This is a genomic window from Micromonospora sp. NPDC050276 (assembly GCF_044459545.1).
Taxonomy (GTDB): Bacteria; Actinomycetota; Actinomycetes; order Mycobacteriales; family Micromonosporaceae; genus Micromonospora.
Genome location: NZ_JBITJA010000008.1, coordinates 141896 through 159990, shown reverse-complemented (window position 1 = coordinate 159990; position 18095 = coordinate 141896). Strand labels below are relative to the sequence as shown.

General features: G+C 71.4%; 21 protein-coding genes. 13 read left to right on the top strand and 8 right to left on the bottom strand.

What is annotated here, in order from left to right; translation table 11 throughout:
- The first annotated feature begins 95 nt into the window (after positions 1 to 95).
- The 5 genes from dop (at position 96) to prcA (ending at position 4250) form a co-directional block, all read left to right on the top strand.
- Positions 96 to 1613 carry a depupylase/deamidase Dop gene (gene dop / locus ACIBF8_RS19380; RefSeq protein ID WP_396784553.1) on the top strand — a complete coding sequence of 506 codons (1518 nt, stop codon included), beginning with the start codon at positions 96 to 98 and terminating at the stop codon, positions 1611 to 1613.
- A gap of 104 nt (positions 1614 to 1717) precedes the next feature.
- Positions 1718 to 1933, top strand: a complete 216-nt coding sequence (locus ACIBF8_RS19375; protein WP_088948111.1) for a ubiquitin-like protein Pup — start codon at positions 1718 to 1720, stop codon at positions 1931 to 1933.
- Between the two features lie 5 nt (positions 1934 to 1938).
- Positions 1939 to 2607, top strand: a complete 669-nt coding sequence (locus ACIBF8_RS19370; RefSeq protein ID WP_396784551.1) for an endonuclease VII domain-containing protein — start codon at positions 1939 to 1941, stop codon at positions 2605 to 2607.
- Entirely contained in the window at positions 2526 to 3365 is an 840-nt protein-coding gene (gene prcB / locus ACIBF8_RS19365; RefSeq protein WP_272618998.1) for a proteasome subunit beta, read from the top strand. Before ACIBF8_RS19370 ends, prcB begins: the two co-directional genes overlap by 82 nt.
- Before the next feature lie 63 nt (positions 3366 to 3428).
- Positions 3429 to 4250 carry a proteasome subunit alpha gene (gene prcA / locus ACIBF8_RS19360; protein WP_396784550.1) on the top strand — a complete coding sequence of 274 codons (822 nt, stop codon included), beginning with the start codon at positions 3429 to 3431 and terminating at the stop codon, positions 4248 to 4250.
- A gap of 64 nt (positions 4251 to 4314) precedes the next feature.
- On the opposite strand, the gene ACIBF8_RS19355 is transcribed toward prcA, so the two are convergent.
- The 6 genes from ACIBF8_RS19355 to rfbB are packed head-to-tail and all read right to left on the bottom strand — an operon-like array spanning position 4315 to position 9594.
- Positions 4315 to 5343 (bottom strand): glycosyltransferase family 2 protein, encoded by a 1029-nt coding sequence (locus ACIBF8_RS19355; protein WP_396784548.1) that lies wholly within the window; start codon positions 5341 to 5343, stop codon positions 4315 to 4317.
- On the bottom strand, positions 5340 to 6650 hold the full coding sequence (locus tag ACIBF8_RS19350; RefSeq protein WP_396784546.1) for a lipopolysaccharide biosynthesis protein: 1311 nt from the start codon (positions 6648 to 6650) through the stop codon (positions 5340 to 5342). The genes ACIBF8_RS19355 and ACIBF8_RS19350 overlap by 4 nt, the downstream gene beginning before the upstream one ends.
- Positions 6647 to 7348, bottom strand: coding sequence for a glycosyltransferase family 2 protein (locus tag ACIBF8_RS19345; RefSeq protein ID WP_363618257.1), 702 nt, complete (start codon positions 7346 to 7348; stop codon positions 6647 to 6649). Before ACIBF8_RS19345 ends, ACIBF8_RS19350 begins: the two co-directional genes overlap by 4 nt.
- Positions 7341 to 7712, bottom strand: coding sequence for a DUF2304 domain-containing protein (locus ACIBF8_RS19340; protein ID WP_363618259.1), 372 nt, complete (start codon positions 7710 to 7712; stop codon positions 7341 to 7343). Before ACIBF8_RS19340 ends, ACIBF8_RS19345 begins: the two co-directional genes overlap by 8 nt.
- Positions 7709 to 8596: a dTDP-4-dehydrorhamnose reductase gene (gene rfbD, locus ACIBF8_RS19335; protein WP_396784890.1), complete on the bottom strand. Its 888-nt coding sequence runs from the start codon at positions 8594 to 8596 to the stop codon at positions 7709 to 7711. Before rfbD ends, ACIBF8_RS19340 begins: the two co-directional genes overlap by 4 nt.
- Positions 8593 to 9594: a dTDP-glucose 4,6-dehydratase gene (gene rfbB / locus ACIBF8_RS19330; protein ID WP_396784545.1), complete on the bottom strand. Its 1002-nt coding sequence runs from the start codon at positions 9592 to 9594 to the stop codon at positions 8593 to 8595. The genes rfbD and rfbB overlap by 4 nt, the downstream gene beginning before the upstream one ends.
- 86 nt (positions 9595 to 9680) lie before the next feature.
- Here rfbB and rfbA point away from each other — a divergent pair, with 86 nt between their 5' ends.
- The 4 genes from rfbA to ACIBF8_RS19310 all read left to right on the top strand — a co-directional run bounded on the left by rfbA (position 9681) and on the right by ACIBF8_RS19310 (position 12893).
- On the top strand, positions 9681 to 10571 hold the full coding sequence (gene rfbA / locus ACIBF8_RS19325; protein WP_396784543.1) for a glucose-1-phosphate thymidylyltransferase RfbA: 891 nt from the start codon (positions 9681 to 9683) through the stop codon (positions 10569 to 10571).
- Positions 10568 to 11191 carry a dTDP-4-dehydrorhamnose 3,5-epimerase gene (gene rfbC / locus ACIBF8_RS19320; protein WP_396784541.1) on the top strand — a complete coding sequence of 208 codons (624 nt, stop codon included), beginning with the start codon at positions 10568 to 10570 and terminating at the stop codon, positions 11189 to 11191. Before rfbA ends, rfbC begins: the two co-directional genes overlap by 4 nt.
- Before the next feature lie 68 nt (positions 11192 to 11259).
- Entirely contained in the window at positions 11260 to 12618 is a 1359-nt protein-coding gene (gene pafA, locus ACIBF8_RS19315) for a Pup--protein ligase (RefSeq protein WP_030332925.1), read from the top strand.
- 80 nt (positions 12619 to 12698) lie between these two features.
- Complete coding sequence (locus ACIBF8_RS19310; protein ID WP_396784539.1) at positions 12699 to 12893, top strand: hypothetical protein; 195 nt, start codon at positions 12699 to 12701, stop codon at positions 12891 to 12893.
- Between the two features lie 156 nt (positions 12894 to 13049).
- On the opposite strand, the gene ACIBF8_RS19305 is transcribed toward ACIBF8_RS19310, so the two are convergent.
- The gene (locus tag ACIBF8_RS19305; protein WP_396784538.1) at positions 13050 to 14135 is read right to left on the bottom strand and encodes a DUF3866 family protein; all 1086 of its coding nucleotides are present in this window, start codon (positions 14133 to 14135) and stop codon (positions 13050 to 13052) included.
- 49 nt (positions 14136 to 14184) lie between these two features.
- On the bottom strand, positions 14185 to 15189 hold the full coding sequence (locus ACIBF8_RS19300) for a cation diffusion facilitator family transporter (protein WP_396784536.1): 1005 nt from the start codon (positions 15187 to 15189) through the stop codon (positions 14185 to 14187).
- A 117-nt stretch (positions 15190 to 15306) separates the two neighbouring features.
- Here ACIBF8_RS19300 and ACIBF8_RS19295 point away from each other — a divergent pair, with 117 nt between their 5' ends.
- The 4 genes from ACIBF8_RS19295 to tatA all read left to right on the top strand — a co-directional run bounded on the left by ACIBF8_RS19295 (position 15307) and on the right by tatA (position 18093).
- Positions 15307 to 16305 (top strand): helix-turn-helix transcriptional regulator, encoded by a 999-nt coding sequence (locus tag ACIBF8_RS19295; protein ID WP_396784534.1) that lies wholly within the window; start codon positions 15307 to 15309, stop codon positions 16303 to 16305.
- The gene (locus tag ACIBF8_RS19290) at positions 16302 to 17363 is read left to right on the top strand and encodes a helix-turn-helix transcriptional regulator (protein ID WP_396784532.1); all 1062 of its coding nucleotides are present in this window, start codon (positions 16302 to 16304) and stop codon (positions 17361 to 17363) included. The genes ACIBF8_RS19295 and ACIBF8_RS19290 overlap by 4 nt, the downstream gene beginning before the upstream one ends.
- A 10-nt stretch (positions 17364 to 17373) precedes the next feature.
- The gene (locus ACIBF8_RS19285; RefSeq protein ID WP_396784530.1) at positions 17374 to 17619 is read left to right on the top strand and encodes a hypothetical protein; all 246 of its coding nucleotides are present in this window, start codon (positions 17374 to 17376) and stop codon (positions 17617 to 17619) included.
- A gap of 159 nt (positions 17620 to 17778) precedes the next feature.
- Positions 17779 to 18093 (top strand): Sec-independent protein translocase subunit TatA, encoded by a 315-nt coding sequence (tatA, locus tag ACIBF8_RS19280; RefSeq protein WP_124855346.1) that lies wholly within the window; start codon positions 17779 to 17781, stop codon positions 18091 to 18093.
- Positions 18094 to 18095 lie beyond the last annotated feature (2 nt).

Sequence of the window (18095 nt, the reverse complement as noted above, 5' to 3'; positions counted from 1 at the left end):
CGGCAGGGTGGCGCGGTGCGCCATCGCGCAGACTAGTCTCGATGGTGTGAGCGGCGGGCACGCCGGCTCCGTGGGCGAGCGAAGCGAGTGGTCGCATGACGGTACGTCGGATCATGGGCACCGAGGTCGAGTACGGCATCTCCGTGCCCGGGCAGGCCGGAGCCAACCCGATGGTCACCTCATCGCAGGTGGTCAACGCCTACGGGGCCCGCCCGGAGCTCAACCGGGGCGGCCGGGCCCGTTGGGACTACGAGGAAGAGTCGCCGCTGCGCGACGCCCGCGGCTTCACCTACTCCGGCGCCGCGTACGACCCCGCCGAGGCCCTCGCCGACGAAGACCTCGGCCTGGCCAACGTGATACTCACCAACGGCGCACGGCTCTACGTCGACCACGCCCACCCCGAATACTCCACCCCGGAGGTCACCACCCCCCGCGACGTGGTCCGCTGGGACAAGGCCGGCGAGCGGGTGATGGCCGAGGCGTCCCGCCGCGCCGCCACCATCCCGGGCAGCCAGCCGATCCACCTCTACAAGAACAACACCGACAACAAGGGCGCCAGCTACGGCGCGCACGAAAACTATCTGATGCGCCGGCAGACGCCGTTCGCCGACATCGTGGCGTACCTGACGCCGTTCTTCGTCACCCGGCAGATCGTCTGCGGCGCCGGCCGCGTCGGCATCGGCCAGGACGGCGGACAGAGCGGCTTCCAGATCTCCCAGCGCGCCGACTTCTTCGAGGTCGAGGTGGGCCTGGAGACCACGCTCAAACGACCGATCATCAACACCCGCGACGAGCCGCACGCCGACGCCGACAAGTACCGCCGGCTGCACGTGATCATCGGTGACGCCAACCTCTCCGAGATCTCCACCTACCTCAAGGTCGGCACCACCGCCCTGATCCTCACCATGATCGAGGAGAAGGCGCTGGGCAGCGACCTCGGCATCGCCGACCCGGTCAGCGAGCTGCGCGCCGTCAGCCACGACCCCACCCTGACGCACCGCATGCGACTGCGCGACGGTCGCCGGCTCACCGCACTGGATCTGCAATGGGCCTACCTGGAGCGGGTCCGGTCCTTTGTCGACGACCGGTACGGCACCGACGCCGACGAGCAGACGCTCGACGTGCTCGACCGCTGGGAGAGCGTCCTGGACCGGCTGGGCCGGGACCCGATGCTCTGCGTCGACGAGTTGGACTGGGTGGCCAAGCTGCGGCTGCTGGAGGGCTATCGGGAGCGCGAGAAGCTCGGTTGGGGCTCGCACAAGCTCCAGCTGGTCGACCTCCAGTACTCCGACGTCCGGCCGGAGAAGGGCCTCTACCACCGTCTGGTCAGCCGTGGGGCGATGAAGACGCTGCTCACCGACGACGAGACCCGTACCGCGATGACCGAGCCCCCGGAGGACACCCGGGCCTACTTCCGCGGTCGCTGCCTGGCCCAGTACGCCTCCGAGGTGGTTGCCGCGAGCTGGGACTCGGTGATCTTCGACGTGGGTCGGGAGTCGCTGGTCCGGGTGCCGATGATGGAACCGGAGCGGGGCACTCGCGCACATGTCGGGGCCCTCTTCGACCGTTGCGCCAGCGCCAAGGACCTGCTGGAGACCCTGACCGGGGGCTGATCCCGGATTCGTCCGCCCGTCGTGCGCCGCGAGCCGGCGCGCGGCGGGCTTTTCGTCGCCCGCGCGAGGTAAGTTCATCGCAGACGATCGTGGAGGAGGCAGCAGTGGCCACTCATGACAGCGGCGGCCAGTCGCAGTCCGGCAAGTCCCGTCAGGGCGAGGAAATCGAGGACGTCACCACCGAGGCCAACCCCGAGGTGGCCGAGCGGCACGCCGAGATCACCGAGGACGTCGACGACCTCCTCGACGAGATCGACTCCGTCCTGGAAGAAAACGCAGAGGAATTTGTGAGGGGGTACGTCCAGAAAGGGGGGGAATGAGGTAAATGTCCGACTTGACGGACCGTCCGGACAAGGTGTGCCCGCAGTTCAAGCGAGTGCTGGCTAGGACGGAGTTCCACCGTGACCGCCGACGGGCGGACGGTCTCGCTTTCTACTGCAAAGCCTGTGCCGCTGTCCGGTCGGAGGCGAGCCGTAAGCGGGGCATCGTTCCGCAGCGGAAGCCGCCCGCGCCCGTCGGCGAAGGTCTCAAGTGGTGTCCGGACTGCGAGCAGATCAAGCCCCTGGATGACTTTCCCACCACCACGACAAAAGCCAGTGGCCGACACAGCTACTGCAAACCCTGCCATAATGCCCGCGGCAAAGAGACAGCGCAGCGGCTCTACGGCGGAACCCGCGAGTACCACCTGCGGCGGCGTTACGGCATCGGGGAGAAGGAGTTCCAAGAGCTCCTGGCCGAGCAGGGCGGGGTCTGCGCGATCTGTGGCGGTGCCGACCCGCAACATCTGGACCACGATCATCGCACCGGATGGGTGCGCGGGATACTCTGCTTCAACTGCAACGGTGGTCTTGGCCAGTTCCGTGACAGTCCCATGAGGCTGGCCAGGGCGATCACGTACCTGAGAGGAACCACGTGGCAGCGGGCTTTGATCCATCCGGGCGTCTACCAGATGTCTTCACCAACGCGGGGACGTCCTCCTTCACGACGTTTCTGAGTCGGGTGGCCCCCGAGATGCTGCCCGGTCGGCGGCCGCTGCCGCCGGGCATGGCCGCCGACCTGGCGCCGCACGCGACCACCATCGTGGCCATCGCGGCCGCCGAGGGTGTGGTGATGGCGGGCGACCGACGGGCCACCATGGGCAACCTGATCGCCCAGCGCGACATCGAGAAGGTGCACCCGGCCGACGCGCACTCGCTGGTGGGCATCGCGGGCACGGCCGGCATCGGGATCGAGCTGATGCGACTGTTCCAGGTCGAGCTGGAGCACTACGAGAAGATCGAGGGCGCGATGCTCTCGCTGGACGGCAAGGCCAACCGGTTGGCCTCGATGATCCGGGGCAACCTGGGGGCGGCCATGCAGGGGCTGGCCGTGGTACCGCTCTTCGCCGGGTTCGACCTGGCCGCCGCCGACCCGGCGCGGGCCGGTCGGATCTTCAGCTTCGACGTGACCGGTGGCCCGTACGAGGAGACCGGCTACGACGCGATCGGGTCCGGGTCGCTGTTCGCCAAGTCCGCGTTGAAGAAGCGGTTCCGTGCCGGGCTGTCGGTCGCCGACGCGACCCGGCTCGCGGTCGAGGCGCTGTACGACGCGGCCGACGACGACACCGCGACCGGTGGGCCCGACCTGACCCGGCGGATCTACCCGGTGGTGATGACCGCGACCGCCGAGGGCACCTACCGGCTCACCGACGCCGAGACGGCGACGATCGCCGAGGGCGTGGTCGCCGGCCGGATGGAGAACCCGGGCGGTTAGCTCCCGCGTCCACCCCCACCAGCCAGCAGTCGTCAGCACAGCGCCGTTAGGAGAACCGCCGCCGTGGCCATGCAGTTCTACGCCTCGCCCGAACAGATCATGCGCGACCGCTCCGAGTTGGCCCGTAAGGGCATCGCTCGGGGGCGCAGCGCGGTGGTCCTGAGCTACTCCGGCGGGGTGCTCTTCGTCGCGGAGAACCTCTCCAGCGCCCTGCACAAGGTCAGTGAAATCTACGACCGGATCGGTTTCGCCGCGGTCGGCCGGTACAACGAGTTCGAGAATCTCCGTCGGGCCGGCGTGCGGATGGCCGACCTGAACGGGCTCAGCTACGACCGCCGGGATGTCACCGGGCGGGCGCTGGCCAACGCGTTCGCGCAGACCCTTGGCGCGATCTTCACCGAGCAGTCGAAGCCGTTCGAGGTGGAGATCTGCGTGGCGGAGGTCGGGGCCACGGCCGCCGACGACGAGTTGTACCGGCTCACCTATGACGGCTCGGTCAACGACGAGCCGGGGCGGATGGCGATGGGTGGTCAGGCCGAGGCCATCACCGGTGTGCTGAAGTCCAACCATCGGCCGGACATGTCGCTCGGGGAGGCGGTCAAGGTCGCGGTGCAGGCGCTGAGCAGCGTCGGCGGGGAGGGCGGTGCGGCCCGGACGATCGCCGCGAACCAGCTTGAGGTGGCGGTGCTGGACCGTCAGCGGGTTGGCCGGACGTTCCGGCGGATCACCGGGGCCGCGTTGACCGCGTTGTTGGATGGGAAGGCGGCGCCGCCGGCGAGCGATGTGCCGGACACCCCGAGCGTGCCGACCGGGGAGGCGGGCAAGCCGACCAGCTCGGCGGGTTCGGCGGATCTGGAGGATCGGCCGGGGCAGGCCGACAACTGATCGGGTGACGAAAGCGTCGGGGACCGCGGCTGCGGTCCCCGACGCTTTTTCGTGTCGGTTGGGGTCAGCGGCGCGAAAGCAGCGGCCGGGCGAGCGCCCAGTAGCCGGCGGCGACCGCGTTGAACACGCCCATGCCGGGTGGCGAGTCGACGTTCGAGGGGGCGACCCGGGCGGTCATCAACTCGGCGATCACCCCGTCGGGCACGGTGCGTTCGGCCTGGAGTTGACGGCGGCGGGCGCCGACCCAGGACCGGTTGCGCCACAGCCAGCCCCAGCCGCGGGTCTTCTGCTTGGTCCAGCCGCCGGCGATCGCGGCGGCGAGCATGGCCACCTCGGTGAGCAGCAGCATCGGTGCGAGCACCACCAGCGTCCGGGTCTGGTACGCGGTGAGCAGCGTGACCAGCCGGTTGCGTTCGACCAGGTAGAGCTTCAGGTCGTTGCGGGAGAACTCGTAATGGTGGCGCACGACGGCGTCCGGGACGTACTCCAGGCGTAGGCCGCGTTGCCAGAGCCGCAGGCTGAGTTCGGTGTCCTCGTGGTAGGCGAAGTATTCGGCGGCGAAGCCGTCGAGTTCCTGCCACCGTTCGCGGCTGATCACGAAGCAGCAGCCGCTGAGCGACGGGACGCTGGTGCGGACGGCGTGTGCGGCGGCGGGTTCGCCGTTGCCGCCGGCCCAGGACAGTCCGGTGAAGTGCAGCGGGTTGCCGGAGGTGTTGATCAGCTCGGGGGTGTCGGCGAGCCGGATCGAGGCCATCGCGGCGCCGATGCCCGGTTCGGCCGCGACCGCCACGGTCTTGGCGAGGGCGTCGGGGGCGACGATGGCGTCGGAGTTGACGAAGGCGAGCCAGTCTCCGGTGGCTTCGGCGGCACCGACCCGGCAGCCGCCGGAGTAGCCGGTGTTCTGCTCGGGGCGGACGACCCGCACCTGGGGCAAGCCCTTGACGATGTCGATGCCGTCGCCGGTGCAGCCGTTGTCGACGACGACCAGGTCGATGTCGACGTCGGTGCTGGCCAGGATGGCCTGGGCGGCGTCGACCAGGTACGGCTCGGCGCCGTAGGCGAGCATTACCGCGGTCACCTGTGGGCGGGTCATCGGATGCCTCCGGATACGGCGGGGGTGACGGCGTCGGTGAGGGGCCGGGTGGGGGTGATGGGTCGGCGGAGGCCGCCGCGCAGCAGCACCGCCATGGTGGCGGCCACGATGACGGAGCCGACGGCGTACGCCAATTCGACCCGCAGGGTGACCGGGGCGGGGATCAGGGTCACGGCGACCAGCGCGGCGACGCCGACGGTCCAGGCGAGGGCTTGGGCGCGGTGTCGGTCGAGGGCGAGCAGGGCCTGGCCGAGCACCATCGCCCACAGGTAGGCGAGCGTGGCGGCGGCCAGCCAGGCGAAGTCGCCGTGGTCGAGGACGCCGGGGGCGTCGAAGAGTGTGCGGACCAGCCACGGGCCGACCAGCACGGCGCCGAGGGCCCCGGTGAGGCCGAGCGCGGTGACGATGCCGAGCGCGCGGCGCAGCAGGCTGTGGAAGCCGGCCTGGTCGCCGGTGGTGGCGGTGGTGGCCAGGCCGGGTAGCAGTGATGCCTGTAGTGAGCCGAAGACGAACAGGGGGATGCGGACCAGCACGAGGGCGGAGAGCAGGGCGCCGGCGGCCGCGGTGTCGGACGGGGCGAGCAGCTTGACGTTGATCACGCCGATGTTCACCACGACCTGGGAGAGCAGGCTGGAGGCGGTGAGGAGGCCGAGGCCGCGCAGGAGGGTGGCCCAGGCCACCGGTGGTCCGGCGCCGATGGCGCGCAGCACCGGCGGGAGGGTGAGCAGGACGCTGACCAGCGGGGCGGCGACGAACACGACGCCGTACCAGACGGGGGAGGTCACCCCGGTCAGCCCGAGCAGGGCGACCATGGCGATGCGTAGCCCGCCGTCGATGCCGAGTTGCGTGCCGTACCAGGGGAACAGTTGCAGGCCGGAGAGCACGCCACGGGTGGCGTAGGCGACGGCCATCGCGGCGAGCGCGCCGACGAGCACGGTGACCATGGTGCCGTCGCCGTCGAAGAGTTTGTCGGCGATCAGGTGCCGGCCGGCGGTGATCGCCAGCACCAGGACGGTCAGCACGGCGGCGGCGACCGCGACCCCGCGGGCCAGGACGGGCCCGGGTGGTAGGCCCTGGCTGTGCCGGGCGGCGACGACCCGGGCGACCTCCTGCTCGATCGGCATGAACACGCCGATGCCCAGGGTGAACACGATCGACCAGAGCACCGACAGGGAGTTGTAGTCGGCCTCGGTGAGGCTGTGGCCGGCGACGGCGAGGTGGACGTAGGAGGCGAGGCCGAGAAGACCCAGCCCGGCACCAACAGCGATGGTGCCGGGCGGGATCAGGCGCAGGAGGCGATGGATCACCGGCGAATGAGCGCCAGCGTCAGGACGGCGAACGCGCGACCGAGGTAGATCATCGCCCGGGCGGGGGAGTGGCTGGGCGTGCCGGCCATCCGCTTGCGCATGGCGACGGGCACTTGCCGGATGCGGTACCCGCGTCGGGCGGTGTGCACCAGGGTCTCCACCGTGTCGCCGAGGTACTCGGCCGGGTACCAGCCGGCGAACATCTCGATGACCCGCCGGTTGGCGGCCCGGAAGCCGGAGGTGGTGTCGGTGAGTTTGGTGCGGGCGACGCGGGACAGCACGGCGGAGAGCATCACCATCGCCCAGCGGCGGGGGCCGCGGACGTTGTAGTCACCCTCGCCGGCGAACCGGGCGCCGATCACCAGGTCGTTGTCGTCGAGCAGGTCGACGAGCTTCGGCACGTACCGGGGGTCGTGCTGCCCGTCGGCGTCGATCTGGATGGCGACGTCGTAGTCGTTGTCGCGGGCGTAGCGGTAGCCGAGACGCATGGCGCCGCCGACGCCGAGGTTGTACGGCAGTTTGGCGACGCGGGCGCCGGCGGCCGCGGCGACGGCCGCGGTGCGGTCGGTGGAGCCGTCGTCGACGACGAGGACGTCGACGCCGGGCAGCTCGCCGCGGACCTCTCCGACGACGTCGGCGATGGAGCCCGACTCGTTGAGGGCCGGGATGATGATCAAGGTGCGCTTGCCGTTAACCATCGTGGGACACCAGTTCGTCTCGGGCTGCCCGGTCCGCGTCGATCTGGGCACGCAGCAGGGCGAAGTCTTCGGCCAGGGTGCGGGTCTCTTCCTCCAGGGCGCTGACCTCCCAGCTCAGGTGCACGCACACGAGCAGCAGGAAGACGATGCCGAGGAAGAGCACCAGGCTGACACCGGAGGCGACGCCGAGGAGCCCAGCGACGTTGTCGAGCAGCCGGGGGAACAGGGACAGCGGGATCACGACGACCAGGACGGCGAGCCAGAGCATGCCGTACTTCTCGCGCAGCTGACGGCGGCGGAGCAGCTCGACGATGGTGCCGAGGAGCAGCAGGCCGGTCAGGCCGGTGACGAGGGTGAGCTTCATGCGACCTTCCACGGGGCGGGTGGAGTGGGGGAGTGGAACGCGTCAACCAGGGCGCTGTGCCAGTCCGGCAGCGGCGGCAGACCCACGGCTGCCCAGCGGCGGTGCCCTAGCACACTGTACGCAGGCCGGGGGGCGGGACGCGGATACCGGTCGCTGGTGGTGGGTCGGATTCGGTCGGGATCCAGTCCGGCCAGCGTGAACGCGGCGCGGGCCAGCCCGTACCAGGTTGTCTGACCGGCGCAGGTGCCGTGGTAGACGCCCGGCGGCGCGTTTCCGGTGAGCGCCGCGTCGGTCAGCGCGACCAGCCGCTCGGCGAGGGCGTATGACCAGGTGGGCTGGCCGTGTTGGTCGTCGACCACGTCGAGGTGTTCGCGCTCGGTGGCGAGCCGGAGCATGGTGGCCACGAAGTTCGGGCCGTGCGCGCCGTACAGCCAGGCGGTGCGGACGACGTACCCGGTGTCGGGCAGCAGCCGCGCGACGGCCTGTTCGCCGACCAGTTTGCCGCGGCCGTACGCGTTGACCGGCGCGGTGGGCGCGTCCTCCGGGTAGGGGCTGTGCGCGTTGCCGGCGAGGACGTAGTCGGTGGAGACCTGGATGAGCCGGGTGCCGTCGGTGGCGCACGCCGCGGCCAGGTTGGCCACCCCGTCGCCGTTGACGGCGGTCGCCGCGGCCTCGTCGGTCTCGGCGGCGTCGACGTTGGTCCACGCGGCGGCGTTGATCACCACGTCGTGCCCGGCGACGGCGGCCCGCACCGCCGTGCGGTCGGTGATGTCCAGGTCGGCGCGGGTGGCGGCGGTCACCTTGAGGTCGGGCCGGGTGCCCAGCACGGTGATCAGGTCCCGGCCGAGCATCCCGCCCGCGCCGGTGACGAGCAGCCGGGTCATGCCGTCGGCGCGGACTTGAGCGGTTCCCACCAGCTGCGGTTGTCCCGGTACCAGCGGACGGTGTCGGCGAGCCCACGGTCCAGGGTGATGCTGGGCTGGTAGCCGAGCTCTTCGCTGATCTTGGTGATGTCGAGCGAGTACCGGCGGTCGTGGCCCTTGCGGTCGGTGACCGGGACGACCCGGTCCCACCCGGCGTCGCAGGCGTCCAGGAGCAGGCCGGTGAGTTCCTTGTTGGTCAGCTCGGTGCCGCCGCCGATGTTGTAGACCTCGCCGGCGCGGCCCTTCTGCGCAACGAGCGCGATGCCACGGCAGTGGTCGTGCACGTGCAGCCAGTCACGGATGTTGCCGCCGTCGCCGTAGAGGGGGACGGTGCCGCCGTCGAGCAGGTTCGTGACGAACAGCGGGATGACCTTCTCGGGGAACTGGTACGGGCCGTAGTTGTTGGAGCAGCGGGTGACCACCACGTCCATGCCGTGGGTGCGGTGGTACGACAGGGCGAGCAGGTCGGAGCCGGCCTTCGACGCCGAGTACGGCGAGTTCGGGGCGAGGGGCCAGGTCTCGGTCCAGGAGCCCTCGTCGATCGAGCCGTAGACCTCGTCGGTGGAGACGTGCACGAACCGGTCGGTGCCGTGGCGCAGCGCCGCGTCGAGCAGTGTCTGGGTGCCCAGCACGTTGGTGGTGACGAACGGCGCGGCGCCGGCGATCGAGCGGTCGACGTGCGACTCGGCGGCGAAGTGCACGATCACGTCGTGCTCGGCGACGACCGTGTCGACCACGGCCGGGTCGCAGATGTCGCCCTGCACGAACCGCAGTCGCGGGTCGTCGCGGACGGGCTCGAGGTTGGCCAGGTTGCCCGAGTAGGTCAGCTTGTCGAGCACGGTCACGACGGCCGGCTCGAGCGGTGGCACGCCGTCGGCGCTGCCGAGGGGCTTGCCCAGCAGCAGGCGAACGTACTCCGACCCGATGAATCCGGCTCCGCCGGTGACGAGGATCCTCACGGGTCCGGAAGTATACGCGACATACGGCATAGCACCTCGGACGCGACCCCGCGCACGTTTCGTCTCGGTGCGGCTAGGCTTCCCCGGTGCGTGGAATCCTACTTGCCGGCGGCACCGGGTCGCGGCTCTGGCCGATCACCCGGGCGGTCTCGAAGCAGCTGATGCCGGTCTTCGACAAGCCGATGATCTACTATCCGCTCTCCACCCTGGTGATGGCCGGGGTTCGGGAGATCCTGGTGATCACGACTCCGGACGACCAGGACCAGTTCCGTCGACTGCTCGGCGACGGCAGCCAGTTCGGGCTTCGGCTGGAGTACGTCAGCCAGGAGCGCCCGGAGGGCATCGCGCAGGCGTTCATCCTCGGCGCGGACTTCATCGGCGACCAGGCGGTGGCGCTGGTCCTCGGCGACAACATCTTCCACGGCGTGGGTCTGGGCCGGCAGCTCGCCGACCACGGTGACCCGGTCGGTGGGCGGGTCTTCGCCTATCCGGTGGCCAACCCGCAGGAGTACGGCGTCGTCGACTTCGACGCCGACGGGCGGGTGCTCTCGATCGAGGAGAAGCCGGCCCGGCCGAAGTCCCGCTACGCGGTGCCCGGCCTCTACTTCTACGACAACCGGGTGGTGGACATCGCCCGCAAGCTGACCCCGAGCGCCCGCGGCGAGCTGGAGATCACGGCCGTCAACGAGGTCTACCGGGAGACCGGCGAGCTGTCGGTGACGGTGCTGGATCGGGGCACCGCCTGGCTGGACACCGGCACGTTCACCTCGATGATGCAGGCCGCCGAGTTCGTCCGGGTGGTCGAGGAGCGGCAGGGCCTCAAGATCGGCTGTGTCGAGGAGGTGGCCTGGCGGGCCGGCCTGATCGACGACGCGCAGCTGCGCGCGCTCGCCGAGCCGTTGACCAAGAGCGGTTACGGCGACTACCTGCTCGGGCTGCTGGCCGAGAAGGCCGACGGCGGCGGGAGCGCCTGGTGAAGATCCGGGAGCTGAGCATCGAGGGCGCCTGGGAGATCACCCCCCAGCAGCACGGTGACCCGCGCGGCATGTTCATGGAGTGGTACCGCTTCGACAAGCTCGCCGAGGCCGTGGGGCATCCGCTGCGGCTGGCCCAGGCCAACCTGTCGGTCTCCGCACGTGGCGTGGTGCGCGGCGTCCACTTCGCCGACGTCCCGCCCGGGCAGGCCAAGTACGTCACCTGTGTGCGCGGCGCCGTCCTCGACGTGATCGTGGACCTGCGGGTGGGTTCGCCCACCTTCGGTCGTTGGGAGGGCGTCCGACTGGACGACACCGACCGTCGGGCGGTCTACCTCAGCGAGGGGCTGGGCCACGGGTTCTGCGCGTTGACCGACGACGCGACGTTGAGCTATCTCTGCTCGACCACCTACAACCCGACCGGCGAGCACGCGGTGCACCCGCTGGACGAGGAGTTGGGCATCGAGTGGCCCGCCGAGGTGCCGCAGCTGTCCGCGCGCGACGACGCGGCTCCGACCCTCGCCCAGGCTCGCGAGCGGGGTCTGCTCCCGGCGTACGACAGCTGCCGGCGGTTCGTGGCGAGCCTCGGCCCGGACGGAATGTCGCACTCAACCGGTATGTGACCGCGCTCGGGGCACGACCTGTGGTCTGACAGTGACGAACCGGGCCTCCGGGCGGCTAATGTCACACCATGGAGCGGCGAATCTTCGGCCTCGAGACCGAGTACGGCGTCACCTGCACCTATCGTGGGCAGCGGCGGCTGTCCCCGGACGAGGTCGCGCGGTATCTGTTCCGTCGCGTGGTGTCCTGGGGCCGGTCGAGCAATGTCTTCCTGCGCAATGGGGCCCGGCTCTACCTGGACGTCGGGTCGCATCCGGAGTACGCGACACCGGAGTGCGACTCGGTGACCGATCTGGTCGCCCACGACCGGGCCGGCGAGCGGATTCTGGAGGGCCTGCTCGTCGACGCCGAGAAGCGGCTGCACGACGAGGGCATCGCGGGTGAGATCTACCTGTTCAAGAACAACACCGACTCGGCCGGCAACTCGTACGGGTGCCACGAGAACTACCTGGTCTCCCGACACGGCGAGTTCGGTCGGCTCGCCGACGTACTCATCCCGTTCCTGGTCACCCGGCAGTTGATCTGCGGGGCCGGCAAGGTCCTGCAAACCCCACGCGGCGCGGTCTACTGCCTCTCGCAGCGGGCCGAGCACATCTGGGAGGGCGTCTCGTCGGCGACCACCCGCAGCCGCCCGATCATCAACACCCGCGACGAGCCGCACGCCGACGCCGAGCGTTACCGGCGGCTGCACGTCATCGTCGGCGACTCCAACATGAACGAGGTCACCACGCTGCTCAAGGTCGGCACCGCCGACATCGTGCTACGGATGATCGAGGCCGGGGTGGTGATGCGTGACCTGTCCCTGGAGAACCCGATCCGGGCCATCCGGGAGGTGTCGCACGACATCACCGGTCGGCGCAAGGTGCGGCTGGCCAACGGTAAGGAGGTCAGCGCCCTCGACATCCAGCAGGAATACCTGGCCAAGGCCACCGAGTTCGTCGAGCGGCGCGGCGGCGACCAGGCCGCCAAGCGGGTCGTCGAGCTGTGGGGTCGGGTGCTCAACGCGGTGGAGACCGGGGACCTGGAGCCGGTCTCCCGGGAGATCGACTGGGTCAGCAAGCTACGGTTGATCGAGCGCTACCAGCGCAAGCACGACCTGCCGCTGTCGCACCCCCGGGTGGCGCAGATGGACCTGGCCTACCACGACGTACGCCGGGGTCGGGGCCTCTACGGGCTGCTGGAGCGCCGCGGCGACGTCGACCGGGTGGCCACCGACCCGGAGATCTTCGAGGCCAAGGAGACCCCGCCGCAGACCACTCGGGCCCGGCTGCGGGGCGAGTTCATCCGGCACGCCCAGGAGAAGCGCCGGGACTTCACCGTCGACTGGGTGCACCTGAAGCTCAACGACCAGGCGCAGCGCACCGTGCTCTGCAAGGACCCGTTCCGGGCGTACGACGAGCGGGTGGAGCGGCTGATCGCCAGCATGTGACCGGTGTGCCGACCCCGGCGGTGCTGTCCGCCGGCGGGGTCGGCCAGCCCGGCGCGCCGAGCGGCTAAGCTGGGCGCGCCATGACGACTTCTGGACCTTCCGACCGCTCCGAGCGCGGCACCGAGCGGCAGAACTGGGTCGAACGCCGGCGGGAGAAGATCCGCGCCGAGATCGACCGTAACCGGCGCGGTGAATACGCGGTGCCGACGTGGGTGCTGGCCCTGGCGCTGGTCCTCATCGTGGGCGGCTGGCTAGCCCTGATCTTCCTGGCCTAACCCCCACCCCGCCCCCACCCCCACCCCCACCCCCGCGTCGATCATGGAGTTGTGGTGGGGGAGGAAGGCCGCATATCGCCAGAAGCCGGGCACCACAACTCCATGATCCACGGGGCTGGGCTGATCCACGGGGCTGGGCTGATCCTCGGGGCCGGGTTAGGGGAGGAGGGTTACGGCGTGGCGGCCGGCGGCGGCTGCTGCTAGGAAGTAGGCGTGGTCGGCGTCCAGGCCACGGCCCATGGTGGACAGCGGCACGGTGCTGGCCCGCAGCGCGGCGTCGAGACCGTCGGTGAGCACCCGGACGATCCGGTGCCGGGCCGCCAGCGGCGCCAGCGCCGCGTGCACCTCGGCCGCGAGCGACGGCTCCAGGTCCTCGGGCACCACCAGGTCCGCCGGGGTGAGCGCCACCCGGCCGTACGCGGTGAGGCTGTGGTGTGACACGCCCCGGTGTCGGGGACGGGGGTCGGCGTCGGAGATGCGCAACGAGCCCACCGGCCGCCCGCCCAGCGTGGCGATCGCGTTGACCGCCTCACCGACGGCGACGCCGGAGAAGCCCCAACGGGTGCCGGTGCCCAGGTTGCCGGGACCCTGAGCCACGATGGCCAGGTCCGCGCCGAGCACGTACCGGGCCGCGAGCAGACCACCGTGCAGGGTGGTGGCCTCCAGGTCGCCGCCGAAGGACTGCCCGACGGTGATCGTGCCGGCCAGTTGGCCCCGCAGCCCGGCGAGGGTGCGGGAGAACCAGGCGGGCAGCGCGCCACCGTCGGTGAGCAGGTACGCCACCCGGGCCCGTGGGGCGTCGGCCCGGATGCCGGCCAGGATCGCCGGGAGCGCCGAGTGCAGGTCGGCGGTGACCACCGGCAGTCCGCCGAGGTCGTCCGCGTCGGCCAGCACGTCGCGGTGCGGGGACGCCTCCTCGTCGACGCCCAGCAGGATCGGCTGCAACGGCGTGTAACGGGCCTTGACCAGGTGCCCGGCGTCACGGGTGTCGGCGACCTCCGGCGGGTCCGGCGGCAGCCGGTCCGGCAGGGCGACCACCAGGGCGTACCCGCCGGTGCCCAGCCCCATCAGCAGCGCGCCGGCGTTGAGCAGCACCCGGTCGCCGGGCTCGGGCGTACCGACCAGCTCCGGGTACGCGAGAGCCCGCATCCGTGTGCCGTCGGGCAGGTCGACGTCCAGCTCCACCGCCCCGGTCCACTGCCGTCGCAGCGTCGCCACCGTCCCCGTACGCCATCGCACCATGACGGGCACGCTAGCCGCGCCGGCCCGGCGACCCGCGCCCGGGTGTGGTTCAGGTCGGCTTGGGACCGCCGGCGTCCGGGCTCGGCCCGGCCTGGGTGTGCCGGGCGTCGCCAATGGCGCCGGGCAGTGAGCGGGTGGGGTCGAGGAAGACGAAGCGGATCTCCGGGTACCGGCTGGTGAGCCGCCGCTCCGCCTCGTCGGCGGTGGCCTCGATCTGCGCGCCGGTGGCCTCGTCGCGGAAGTCGACCTTCGCGGCGACCAGGATGTCCTCCGGGCCGAGCTGCATGGTCAACAGGGTGTCGATGCGCTCCACCTCGGGCAGCCCGGCCAGCTCCTGCTCGATCTCGCGGCGCAGTCGTTCCGGAACGGCCCGGCCAACCAGCAGCGACAGGTTGTTGGCGGCGAGGATCCCGGCGACCGTCAGCAGCAGGAGCCCGATCAGGATCGACGCGACGCCGTCCCACACCTCGTCGCCGGTGGCGTGCGACAGGCCGACACCGAGCCCGGCCAGCACCAGACCGATCAGGGCCGCGCTGTCCTCCAGGAAGACCGCCTTGACGGTGGTGTCGGCGGTCAGCCGGAGGAACCGCCGGGGCGTGGTCCGCCAGTGGCGTGACTCGCGGCGCACCTGCCGCACGGCCCGGGCCAGGGAGATCGACTCGAGGACGAACGACACCCCGAGCACGACGTACGAGATGAGGTAGTCACCGCTGTGCTCGTGCACCAGGATCGTGGTGACGCCGTGGGTGACCGCGAAGCCCGCGCCGGCCACGAAGGTGAACATGGCCGCGAAGAACGCCCAGACGTAGCTCTCCTTGCCGTACCCGAAGGGGTGCCGCTGGTCGGCCGGCCGAGCACCGCGGCGCAGCGCCTGGAAGAGCAACACCTCGGTGGTGGTGTCGGCGACCGAGTGCGCTGCCTCGGAGAGCATCGCCGCCGAGCCGGAGATCAGCCCGGCGATCAGCTTGGCCACCGCGATGGCGAGGTTGGCGGCGCCCGCGACGACCACGGTGCCGACGCTCTCGCTCTCGGGCCCGGCCTCCGCTTGCGACATGAGGCTCACCCTATGACCGGAGACGGCGCCGCGCCGGGGGAGACCCGATCCGAACAAGTGTGCGGCACGCCCGCGTGGGTGCACGGTCTGGGCGGGTCGGCTGCTAGCGTCTACCGCGTGTCGCGGACCCGCACCGAACGCCTGGTCAACCTGGTGATCTGCCTGCTGTCCACGCGACGGTTCCTGACCGCCGCGCAGATCGCCGCGACCGTGCCCGGTTACGAGCACGATCCCGACGACGCGCGCGACCACGAGGCGTTCCAGCGCAAGTTCGAGCGGGACAAGGCCGAGCTGCGCGAGTTGGGTGTGCCACTGGAGACCGGCACCGCGAGCGCGTTCGACGCCGAGCCCGGCTACCGGATCGCGCACCGCGAGTACGCACTGCCCGACATCCTTCTCGAACCGGACGAGGCCGCCGCGGTCGGCATCGCCGCACGACTGTGGCAGCACGCCGGGCTGGCCGCCGCCGCGTCGTCCGGGCTGGCCAAGTTGCGTGCCGCAGGGGTCGACGTGGACCCGCAGGCGACCCTCGGCCTGGAGCCGATGGTCACCGTCGATCCGGCGTTCGCGCCGCTGACCGCCGCCGCCCGGGACCGCCGCGAGGTGGGTTTCGACTACCGGGTGCCCGACCGCGACGCGCCCAGCCGGCGGCGGCTGCAACCGTGGGGCGTGGTCTGCTGGCGTGGCCGGTGGTATGTGGTCGGCCACGACCAGGACCGGGAGGCGACCCGCTGCTTCCGGCTGTCCCGGGTCGTCGGCGCGGTCCGGGTGACCGGCGCCCCCGGCGCGTACGAGCCGCCGGCCAACGTCGACCTGATCAGCCACGTGGCCCGCTGGTCGGGGCCGGTGGAACGCACCGGCCGGGCCACGGTGCTGGCCGCGCCGGGCCGGGCGGCCGGGCTGCGCCGCTGGGCGGTGGACGTGACCGCCGGGCCGGACGGCGACCGGCTGGTCCTGCCGTACGCGGACCCGGACGGGCTGGCCGGCCATCTCGTCGGCTACGGCTCGGACGTGCGGGTGCTCGACCCACCGGAGGTCCGCGAGGCGGTCATCCAACGACTCAAGGAGATCGCCGTCCGACACGACGAGCTGGCCGTCAGCGGGGGTGCCCGGTGACCCGCCCGGCCGCCCGCGGTTCCGCCGACCGGCTGGCCCGACTGCTCAACCTGGTGCCCTACCTGCTGGCCCGGCCGGGCATCGAGATCGCCGAGGCGGCCGGTGACCTGGGTGTCACCGAGCGGCAGCTCCGGGAGGACCTGGAGCTGCTGTGGGTGTGCGGGCTCCCCGGGTACGGCCCCGGTGACCTGATCGACATGGCGTTCGACGGTGATCGGGTGACCATCACCTACGACGCCGGCATCGACCGGCCGTTGCGGCTCACCCCCGACGAGGCCCTCGCGCTGGTGGTGGCGCTGCGGATGCTCGCCGAGACGCCCGGGGTGGCCAACCGGGACGCCGTCGAACGGGCCCTTGCCAAGATCGAGGCCGCGGGTGACCTGGTGGGCGCCCCGGTGGCGGTCCGGTTGCCCGGGGACACCCGGCGGGTCGAGGCGCTGCGCGCCGCCGTGGCGGGCGGCAAGGCCCTGCGGATCACCTACTACACGGCCGCCCGGGACGAGACCACCGAGCGCGTCATCGACCCGCTGCGGATGCTGATGGTCAGTGGCCGGGCGTACGTGGAGGCGTGGTGCCGACGCGCGGAGGCCGTCCGGCTGTTCCGGGCCGACCGGATCGACGCGGTCACCGAGTTGGACGAGCCGGCCTCGGTGCCGCCGCAGGCCGTGCCGCACGACCTCACCGAGGGCGTGTTCCGCCCCTCGGCCGACCTGCCGCTGATCACCCTGCGCATCGGCCGGGGCGAGCGGTGGATCACCGAGTACTACCCGTGTGAGCGGGTGGAGGCCGGCGACGGCGACCAGTGGCTGGTCTCCCTGCGGGTGACCGACCTGGGGTGGGCCCGCCGGTTCGTGCTGGGCCTCGGCCCGGAGGTGACCGTGGTCGCCCCGGTCGAGCTGGCCGAGCAGGTCCGGGCGACGGCGGCCGCCGCGCTGGACGCGTACGCCGTGCCCGCGCCCACAGTCGTGCCCGCGTCCACCGGCCTGTCGCCGCGGCCCGGCGACGACCCGGAGCACGCTCCGTCGGGTGACCCGGCGGTGGCCGGCCGCACCCAGTAGGCTGACCGCCGTGCTGATCTGGATCGTGCTCGCGGTGGTGCTGCTCCCGCTCGTGGCGCTCGCGCTGGCCGTGCGCCCGGTGCTGGCCCGGCTGCCCCAGCTGCGCCGCGCCGCGGTGGCGTTGCAGCGGCGGGCCGCCGAGGCCGAGGCGTTGCGCGAGACCGCGGAGGCGTTGCAACAGCGTGCCGAGGGCGTCCAACGTCAACTCGACACCACGTCTCAGCGGCTCGCGGTGATCAAGGCCAAGCGCGGCTGATCGTGCTCGCACTGTGCGGTGGTTGACGGATCATCGCGGGTTGGTCAAGACTTCACCCTCCCGGCCAAACCACCACCACCCAGCGGGTGGCGGGCAGCCGATCCGCACGTACGATGGGCTGCGTACCACCCCTCGGACACAGACCGACTGGAGCTTCTCATGGGTGCCCTCAAGCCGTGGCACATCGCTGTTCTCGTGGTTGTGCTGATCCTGCTCTTCGGTGCGAAGCGGCTCCCCGACGCGGCCCGTTCGCTGGGTCGGTCGCTGCGGATCATCAAGGCCGAGACCAAGAGCCTGCAGGACGACGACCGCGACCTCGCCGAGAAGGCCGACGCGCAGGCCGGCTACCAGCCGCTGCCGCCGCACGCCGGGCAGCAGGCGCCGTACGCTGGCCAGCCGCAGCAGGCCCCGTACCAGCAGGCCCCGCCGCAGCAGCCGGTCGTCGACCCGGTGCACCGCGTCCGCGACAACTGACC

Bases quoted from the DNA above. Each gene is read 5' to 3' on its own strand.
- ACIBF8_RS19345 (WP_363618257.1), bottom strand. From the start codon at position 7,348: ATGGTTAACGGCAAGCGCACCTTGATCATCATCCCGGCCCTCAACGAG.
- ACIBF8_RS19370 (WP_396784551.1), top strand. From the start codon at position 1,939: ATGTCCGACTTGACGGACCGTCCGGACAAGGTGTGCCCGCAGTTCAAG.
- rfbD (WP_396784890.1), bottom strand. From the start codon at position 8,596: ATGACCCGGCTGCTCGTCACCGGCGCGGGCGGGATGCTCGGCCGGGAC.
- ACIBF8_RS19355 (WP_396784548.1), bottom strand. From the start codon at position 5,343: ATGACCCGCCCACAGGTGACCGCGGTAATGCTCGCCTACGGCGCCGAG.
- pafA (WP_030332925.1), top strand. From the start codon at position 11,260: ATGGAGCGGCGAATCTTCGGCCTCGAGACCGAGTACGGCGTCACCTGC.
- tatA (WP_124855346.1), top strand. From the start codon at position 17,779: ATGGGTGCCCTCAAGCCGTGGCACATCGCTGTTCTCGTGGTTGTGCTG.
- ACIBF8_RS19305 (WP_396784538.1), bottom strand. From the start codon at position 14,135: ATGGTGCGATGGCGTACGGGGACGGTGGCGACGCTGCGACGGCAGTGG.
- dop (WP_396784553.1), top strand. From the start codon at position 96: ATGACGGTACGTCGGATCATGGGCACCGAGGTCGAGTACGGCATCTCC.
- ACIBF8_RS19310 (WP_396784539.1), top strand. From the start codon at position 12,699: ATGACGACTTCTGGACCTTCCGACCGCTCCGAGCGCGGCACCGAGCGG.
- ACIBF8_RS19300 (WP_396784536.1), bottom strand. From the start codon at position 15,189: ATGTCGCAAGCGGAGGCCGGGCCCGAGAGCGAGAGCGTCGGCACCGTG.
- ACIBF8_RS19340 (WP_363618259.1), bottom strand. From the start codon at position 7,712: ATGAAGCTCACCCTCGTCACCGGCCTGACCGGCCTGCTGCTCCTCGGC.